Annotated in this window: 9 protein-coding genes; 3 read left to right on the plus strand and 6 right to left on the minus strand. The window is 73.6% G+C overall.

Annotated elements, in window-relative coordinates; all coding sequences use genetic code 11:
- Positions 1 to 17 precede the first annotated feature (17 nt).
- The 3 genes from AAH979_RS19835 to dut form a co-directional block, all read right to left on the minus strand.
- Complete coding sequence (locus AAH979_RS19835; protein WP_331206888.1) at positions 18 to 398, minus strand: OB-fold nucleic acid binding domain-containing protein; 381 nt, start codon at positions 396 to 398, stop codon at positions 18 to 20.
- Between the two features lie 301 nt (positions 399 to 699).
- The gene (locus tag AAH979_RS19840) at positions 700 to 1,437 is read right to left on the minus strand and encodes a DUF3710 domain-containing protein (RefSeq protein WP_346259611.1); all 738 of its coding nucleotides are present in this window, start codon (positions 1,435 to 1,437) and stop codon (positions 700 to 702) included.
- Between the two features lie 109 nt (positions 1,438 to 1,546).
- On the minus strand, positions 1,547 to 2,050 hold the full coding sequence (gene dut, locus AAH979_RS19845) for a dUTP diphosphatase (protein ID WP_346259612.1): 504 nt from the start codon (positions 2,048 to 2,050) through the stop codon (positions 1,547 to 1,549).
- 90 nt (positions 2,051 to 2,140) lie between these two features.
- Here dut and AAH979_RS19850 point away from each other — a divergent pair, with 90 nt between their 5' ends.
- A complete protein-coding gene (locus AAH979_RS19850; protein WP_318395152.1) occupies positions 2,141 to 2,632 on the plus strand; it encodes a DUF3093 domain-containing protein in 492 nt (163 codons plus the stop codon).
- 88 nt (positions 2,633 to 2,720) lie between these two features.
- Here the strand turns inward: AAH979_RS19850 and AAH979_RS19855 are convergent, their stop codons facing one another.
- Positions 2,721 to 3,614: a hypothetical protein gene (locus tag AAH979_RS19855; protein ID WP_346259613.1), complete on the minus strand. Its 894-nt coding sequence runs from the start codon at positions 3,612 to 3,614 to the stop codon at positions 2,721 to 2,723.
- A 198-nt stretch (positions 3,615 to 3,812) separates the two neighbouring features.
- Positions 3,813 to 4,109 carry a DUF4193 domain-containing protein gene (locus AAH979_RS19860; protein ID WP_203861001.1) on the minus strand — a complete coding sequence of 99 codons (297 nt, stop codon included), beginning with the start codon at positions 4,107 to 4,109 and terminating at the stop codon, positions 3,813 to 3,815.
- Between the two features lie 422 nt (positions 4,110 to 4,531).
- Between AAH979_RS19860 and AAH979_RS19865 the strand changes: the two genes are divergently transcribed.
- Positions 4,532 to 5,077 (plus strand): LytR C-terminal domain-containing protein, encoded by a 546-nt coding sequence (locus AAH979_RS19865; protein ID WP_346259614.1) that lies wholly within the window; start codon positions 4,532 to 4,534, stop codon positions 5,075 to 5,077.
- A gap of 3 nt (positions 5,078 to 5,080) precedes the next feature.
- Here the strand turns inward: AAH979_RS19865 and AAH979_RS19870 are convergent, their stop codons facing one another.
- A complete protein-coding gene (locus tag AAH979_RS19870) occupies positions 5,081 to 5,905 on the minus strand; it encodes an inositol monophosphatase family protein (protein WP_346259615.1) in 825 nt (274 codons plus the stop codon).
- Between the two features lie 289 nt (positions 5,906 to 6,194).
- On the opposite strand from AAH979_RS19870, the gene AAH979_RS19875 reads away from it, so the two are divergent.
- Positions 6,195 to 7,169: sigma-70 factor domain-containing protein (locus tag AAH979_RS19875; protein ID WP_346259616.1), on the plus strand; the 975-nt coding region annotated here is incomplete at its 3' end.

Below are 7,169 nucleotides of genomic sequence, written 5' to 3' on the forward strand. Positions count from 1 at the left end.
GTCGACGCCGTCCGTGCTCACCGCGGCGACTCCAGCTCGTAGTACGGGTTGTAGATGACTTTACGGTCATCCCGTACCGCCATGCGACCGCGCGCGGTCAATTGCCGGCCCGGCTCGATCCCGGAGATGTGCCGGCGGCCCAGCCAGACCAGGGTCACGATGTCGCTGCCGTCGTAGAGGTCCGCCTCCAGGGTCGGCAGGTTCGTCCGGGGGGTGTAGACCACGGTGCGGAGCCGACCCGAGACCGACACCACCTGTCCCCGGCTGCACTGCCCGGCCGGGGTGCTGCCGCACTCGGCGCTCTCCCGGAGCAACTCCTCGGCCTCGATTTCGGCCTCGCTCGCGGTCAGCCGTTGCAGGAAGCCCCGCCACGAGACTCGGCCCTGGTCGGTCGCCATGACCCGGTGTCACCCTCCTCGACGCGCCCGCCCGGCGCGTCCTCGACACGACTGGCGTGAAGCCGTCCCGCAAGCGTACGCCGGTTCGGCACGCGCGCACCTGTCACCTGGTGGCGGGTTGCCGACCCGCCTGCCGTCCACGCCCGGATCGGTGGCCCCCCGACCTCCGGAATCCGCCCGGGCAGGTCCCGCCGGCGGCCGGGCGCGTCCGGATGCCCGGCGGACGCGTGCCGGCGGCCGGCCCGGGCCGCCGCCACGACCGCCCCGGCACCCACCGGAGCGGGTACCCGGCGGGCAGTGGTCAGACGTCGCGGCGGGGTCGCGGTTCGGACCGGTGCGGGTGCTGGTGGCCGGAGACCACCCCGTTGACCGGCGGCCCGGACCCGTCGCCGTCCGGCTGCGGCTCGGCCTCGGCAGCCGCCTCGCGGGGCAGCCGCAGCGGCAGCGGCTCGCGGACCGGCTTGGCCTCCTGACCCCGGTCGACCACCAGCCCGTTCAGGCACTCGGCGAGCGGTCCGGCCGCGACCGGGTCGCTGGCGGCACGCCCCTGGAAGACGCCCTGGATCATCCAACGCGGCCCGTCCACGCCGACGAACCGCAGGTCGGCGATGCCGCCGTCCGGGGTACGGACCCGGGCGCGCAGTTCGGTGCCGTACTCGCCGTCCACCTCCTCGGCCACCACCCCGTCGGCCGCCAGCGAGGTGCGGATCTCCTCCCGCCACTCCGGCCAGATGTCCTCGGTACGCGGCGCCGCGAAGACCCCCAACTGGAGGGCGCTCTCGCCGTGCACCAGGACGACCTGCTGGATCACCCCGTCCGGGTTGGCCTGGACGCGTACCTCCACGTCCTGTACGGCCGGGATGCGCAGGCTGCCCAGGTCGAGCCGCTGCACGTCCGGCGGCGCGTCGCCGATGTCGTACGGCCCGCGCCTGGGCCCCTCGGGCTCGGCCGCGGCGGCGAGGTCCTGGGTGTCGGCCGACTGCCGACCGGAGCGCTCGTCGCGGGAGTGGCGCCCGCCGCGTCCTCGGGAGAAGATCATCGTGCTTACCTGCTACCTTCCGTTTCCGGCTGCCGGGTGGGCGGATCTCACTCGCATTGTCGGGCACGGTGTGCGGCGTGGGCCGACCCGGGCACTCTTTCCGGCGGGTTCACCGGCTCTCCGTCCCCTCGACCCGCTCGCCCCGGTGGTCGGCGGCGACCAGTCCGGCGTGCCCCCCGGTCGAGCCGTGCCCGCCCGCGCCCCGGACGGAGTCGGGCAACTCGTCGACGGGGAGGAACTCGACCCGCTCCACCCGCTGCACCACGAGCTGCGCGATCCGGTCCCCCCGGGAGATCTTCGCCGGGGTGACCCGGTCGTGATTGATCAGGTTGACCAGGATCTCGCCCCGGTAACCGGCGTCGACCGTACCGGGCGCGTTGAGCACGGTCACACCGAGCCTGGCCGCCAGCCCCGACCGCGGATGGACCAGCCCGACGTACCCGGCGGGCAGGGCCAGCGCGACACCGGTCCGGACCAGCCGCCACTGGCCGGGCGGGATCTCGACCTCCTCGGCGGCGACCAGGTCCGCTCCGGCGTCACCCGGATGGGCGTACGCCGGCAGTGGCAGGTCGGGGTCGAGTCGCCGGACAGGTACGGGCAGCACGTGCGTCACGCTCTCACTCTCCTGGCAGGTTCGCGGATCCATCGGTGCTGCCCCCATCCTGCCGGGTCGACCGGGCGCGTCGGGCCGTACCCTTCCAGCGTGGCCCCGACAAGTTCCGAGCCCGCCGTCGTCCCGGCCCGTGCCCGGTACGCCGAGCGGCTGACCCTGCCCTGGTGGCTCTGGCTGGCCGGGATCGCCGCCGCCGGGCTGCTGGCCACCGAACTCTGGCTCGGTTCCACCGGCGTACGCGCCTGGCTGCCCTTCGTGGTGCTCCTGCCGTTGGCCGCCGTCGGTCTCGGCTGGCTCGGCCGGATCCGGATCGCCGTACGCGACGGCGAACTCCTGGTCGACGACGCCCGGCTGCCGGTGCGGTTCGTCGCCGACGCGATCCCGCTGGACGCCGAGGGCCGGCGTGAGGTGCTCGGCGTCGGTGCCGACCCGCTGGCGTTCGTGGTGCAGCGTCCGTGGGTGCCGGGAGCGGTGCAGGTGGTCCTCGACGACCCGGCCGACCCGACACCCTACTGGGTGATCAGCTCCCGCCATCCGGTACGCCTGGCCGAGGCGATCCTCGCGGCCCGCGACCCGGACTGACCGCCGCCCGACCCGCACCCGGTCCACCGCCCACCTGGACCCGCACCCGGGCAAGGCACCGGAGCCGGCCGATCGCCGGGTCGGTCGGTCATCCGCCGAGCGCCTTGGGCCCCTGGCGGAGGTCCTCCCGGACCCGGTCGCCGAGTCCCCGGGTGGCCCGGCCGTTGAGGAAACCGGCCACCGCCGCGCCGGTCAGGAACGGCCCCAGGGTGGTCAGGTTGCGGCCGAACCGCCGCAGCAGCCGGTCCCGCAGCTCCTTGCGGGCCGCCGTGCCGAGTACCGCGCCGACGCCCACCCCGGGCAGCAGCGGATTGACTCCGCGCTGGCCCGCCCAGGACCGGATCAGGGTGACGGCGCGCTGGCCGCCGCCGCCCGGCAGCCGCACGCCGTACGCCTCGTGCAGTTCGCCGATCAGCTTGAGTTCGATGGCGACCACCGCGACGGTCTCGGCGGCCAGCAGCAGCGGTGCCGAGAGCAGGGTCGGGGTGACGGCCCACTCCACCGCCGCGACACCGCCACCGGCCGCGCCCACCCCGGCGGTCGCCCTGACGGCGTTGCGGATCAGCCGCTCGGCCAGCGCGTCCCCGTCGAGACCGTCGAAGTGCCGGAGCAGGGTCTCCCGGTCGCGCACCGGGATGTGCGGCGCGATCTCCGTCACCGTGTCGGTGAGCCAGCGGACCGCCGCCTTCGGCTTGAACAGGTTTCCGGGTCGCCCGGTGCGCACCTGGCCGACCAGCCGGCCGAGCAGCCGTCGCCGACGGGACTGGTTGAGCTCGTCGGCGGTGAGCGCGGCGACGGTCGAACTCAGCTCGTCGTCCCGGGACGCCAGCTCGGCACCTGGCGTCGCACCCCGGTCGGCGGGCGTGGCCGAGGTCGTGTCGTCGACCGGTACGGCGGGTCCGTCCCGGTCGGTCGGTCCCGCCGAGGCGGCATCGGTCGGTCCCGGCGAGGAAGCGTCGGACGCCCGGTCGGAGCGGCTCATCATGACCTCCAGCGCGTGTCGTCGGTGGGGCGTGCCACCACGCGCATCGAGTCAAGCAGTTACCCGCCAGCCCCGCATGTCGAATCACGCGCGGCGACCCCCAGCCGTGGAGGTCGCCGCTCCCCCCGTCCCGGAAGACTCACCCCGTACCCGCCGGACGGACTCCCCTGCCCGGGAAGACCGCTCCGGCCGCAGTGGTCAGGCGCACTCGCGGCAGATCAGCTCACCGTTGCGCTCCACCGCGAGCTGACTGCGGTGGTGCACCAGGAAGCAGCGCGCGCAGCGGAACTCGTCCGACTGCATCGGCAGCACCTTCACGGTGAGCTCCTCGTCGGCCAGGTCGGCACCGGGCAGCTCGAAGCTCTCGGCGACCTCGGCCTCGTCGACGTCCACGGCGGCCGACTGTGAGTCGACCCGCCGAGCCTTGAGCTCTTCCAGGCTGTCCTCGCCGAGGTCGACCTCGTCGCGACGCGGGGCGTCGTAGTCGGTGGCCATCGGTCTCACTCTCCCATATCGATATAGTCGCTTCCGGTTGTAACGCCGGAGGACGCTGTTTCGGTTCCCGCTGGCCGGCCATCACTTCCGGTCGCCCGACCCGGCGCACGTTCCGGGTCGTGGCCGCCGGGCGGAACTCCCCCGGCGAGCGGGGTACCTTACCCCCCTTCGGGCGAGGCATGTATACCGTCCCTGCGGCAGACATGTACGTCCGAGCGCGCGGAGTTGTTCCCAATGTGACTCAGGCGACACGAAGATAGGGGTAGCGGTCGGCCGATCGGCGTCGGCGCGCCGACAAATCTGGTGGATTCAGCACCCGGTCGGACAACGGCTGGCGCCACCGGCATACTCGATAGCCACGGCGGCCCGCCCGGTCGGCCGCCCGGTGTCTGTTCCACACCAGCTTCGCAGGAGCCAAGCAGATGACTTTCGCGCGCGTCCGAGCCCTCCTCGTCGTCGGCGTGCTCGCGGTGATCGCCATAGTGTTCGTCGCCGTCACCCTCGTCCGCGACACCCAGGCCGGCAAGGAGGTCGCCAGCGACTGCCAGGAAGGCGACAAGCTCGCCGACACGCGGTTGCGGCTGCCGAAGGACATCAAGATCAATGTCTACAACGCGACCGAGACCGCCGGCCTGGCCAACACGGTGAAGACCGACTTCCAGAACCGGCAGTTCCAGGTGCTCAAGGCCGGCAACGAGCCGGCCAAGAAGGGCATCGACGACGAGGTCGCGGTGCTGCGGTACGGGCCGAAGGGCGTCGGCTCGTACCACGTGCTCAGGGCGTACTTCCTGAACGAGGCGGAGCCGGAGTTCCAGCTCGACCGCAAGGACGACGTGGTCGACGTCGTCATCGGCGGCGAGTTCAAGCAACTGGCGACCATCACCGAGGTCAACCAGGCGCTGACCCAGCGGGACAGCGACAGCACGCAACTGCCGCCGCGGACCTGCGCCGACCCCAACCTGAACTGACCGTCAGGGGCCGCCGGCCGCGTCGAGCCGGACCAGGTGGTCGTGCAGCAGGCCGAACAGCGCCGGTGGGGCCGCGATCACCAGGTCCGGCCCGGGTGCGGCACCGGCCAGCCCGCCGACCCGGAGCCCGGCCTCGGTGGCGACCAGCCCGCCGGCGGCGTGGTCCCAGAGGTTCAGCCCCTTCTCGTAGTAGCCGTCGACCAGTCCCTCGGCGGCCAGGCAGAGGTCGATCGAGGCGACGCCGAACCGGCGGATGTCCCGGACGTACGGGATGAGCCGGTGCAGCACCCCGGCCTGGTGCGCCCGGCGCGCGGGGTCGTACCCGAACCCGGTGGCCACCAGCGCCTGCCCGAGATCGGTCTCCACCGAGCCCGCCAGCCGCCGGCCGGCCCGGTAGGCGCCCCGACCCCGGACGGCCGTCCACTCGTCCCCGGTGGCCGCGTTGCGGACCACTCCGGCGACCACCTCGCCGTCGACCTCGGCGGCCAGCGAGACGGCGTAGTGCGGCAGCCCGTAGAGGTAGTTCACGGTGCCGTCGATCGGGTCGAGGATCCACCGTACGCCGCTGCCGCCGGCCGGGCCGGTGCCCTCGGCGTCGCCGTACTCCTCGCCCAGCACGGCGTCGCCGGGCCGGGCCGCCCGCAGGGTCGCGACCGCCTGCCGCTCCACCGCCCGGTCGGCCGCGGTGACCACGTCGGTCACGGTGCTCTTGGTGGCCACCCCGGAGACGCCGTCGGCGCGCATCCGGTACGCGGTCTCCGCCGCCTCCCGGGCCACCTCGACCGCGATCTTCAGCAGCTCCTCCGGAGCCGGTGTCGTGCCGTCCATGACGTCCCCTTCCCGCACGCCTGTGACGTCCCGCCCCCGGCGCGAGTATCATCCTTACAAAGTCAACACGCGCATCGGGTCGGTGGCCCCGGACCACGTCTCCGGCGTGCGGCGCGGGATGATCGCCGCAGACGGCGCTACAATTCACGCCTGCCCACGCGCCACGGACCGCCGAGCACCGGCCGGCCCGGGACACGGGGGTCCCTCAACCACATCGGCCCGGCACAACGCATAGCGCTGCGCCGGCCGATCCCGGCCGTGCTCGCTCATCGCCTCCGGAAGGTCATTCGTGACAGAACCCCGCCACATCGGCGCCGACGTACGCTCGCTCACCGACACCCTGATCGCCCATGCGCAGAACGCCGGCGGCCAGCTCACGTCGGCCGAGTTGGCGCGTACGGTCGAGTCTGCTGAGGTGACTCCGGCCCAGGCCAAGAAGATCCTGCGTGCGCTCTCGGACGCGGGGGTGACCGTCGTGGTCGACGGCTCGGCGAGTACCCGCCGCCGGGTCGCCGCCGCCCGGTCCGCCACCCCCGCCTCGCGGGCGACCACCGCCAAGGCGACCAAGAAGTCGGCGCCGCCGGCCCCGAAGCAGGCGCCCGCCGCCGACGAGTCGGCCGGCGCGCCGCGCAAGCCGGCGGCCCGCAAGCCGACGCTCGCGGCCGACGGCGCATCGCCGGCTGGTGCCGCCAAGGCCGCTGAGACGGCCGCCAAGGCTCCGGCGAAGCCCGGCCGGGGAGCCGGCAAGGCCGCCGGCACCGGACCGGCCAAGGCCGCCAAGGCCGGCGCGCCGACCAAGGGTGGCGACCCGGACGGTCCCGGCGACGACATCGATCCGGAGGAGCTTGCCGCCGAGATCGAGGACGTGGTGGTCGAGGAGCCGGCCGAGCTGGCCAAGGCCGCCGAGGCAGATGCCGCCGACGCCGCGACCGACAACGACTTCGAGTGGGACGACGAGGAGTCCGAGGCGCTCAAGCAGGCGCGCCGGGACGCCGAGCTGACCGCCTCGGCCGACTCGGTCCGGGCCTACCTCAAGCAGATCGGCAAGGTCCCGCTGCTCAACGCCGAGCAGGAGGTCGAGCTCGCCAAGCGGATCGAGGCCGGACTCTACGCCGCCGAGCGACTGCGCGCCGCCGAGGAGGGCGAGGAGAAGCTCGTCCGGGAGATGCAGCGCGACCTGATGTGGATCTCCCGGGACGGCGAGCGGGCCAAGAACCACCTGCTCGAGGCGAACCTGCGGCTGGTGGTCTCGCTGGCCAAGCGC

It is taken from the genome of Plantactinospora sp. ZYX-F-223, from assembly GCF_039649625.1.
Taxonomy (GTDB): Bacteria; Actinomycetota; Actinomycetes; order Mycobacteriales; family Micromonosporaceae; genus Plantactinospora.

Excerpts from the sequence above, each read along its gene's own strand:
- AAH979_RS19835 (WP_331206888.1), bottom strand. The coding sequence starts at position 398 with ATGGCGACCGACCAGGGCCGAGTCTCGTGGCGGGGCTTCCTGCAACGG.
- AAH979_RS19840 (WP_346259611.1), bottom strand. The coding sequence starts at position 1,437 with ATGATCTTCTCCCGAGGACGCGGCGGGCGCCACTCCCGCGACGAGCGC.
- AAH979_RS19855 (WP_346259613.1), bottom strand. The coding sequence starts at position 3,614 with ATGAGCCGCTCCGACCGGGCGTCCGACGCTTCCTCGCCGGGACCGACC.
- AAH979_RS19860 (WP_203861001.1), bottom strand. The coding sequence starts at position 4,109 with ATGGCCACCGACTACGACGCCCCGCGTCGCGACGAGGTCGACCTCGGC.
- AAH979_RS19865 (WP_346259614.1), top strand. The coding sequence starts at position 4,532 with ATGACTTTCGCGCGCGTCCGAGCCCTCCTCGTCGTCGGCGTGCTCGCG.
- AAH979_RS19870 (WP_346259615.1), bottom strand. The coding sequence starts at position 5,905 with ATGGACGGCACGACACCGGCTCCGGAGGAGCTGCTGAAGATCGCGGTC.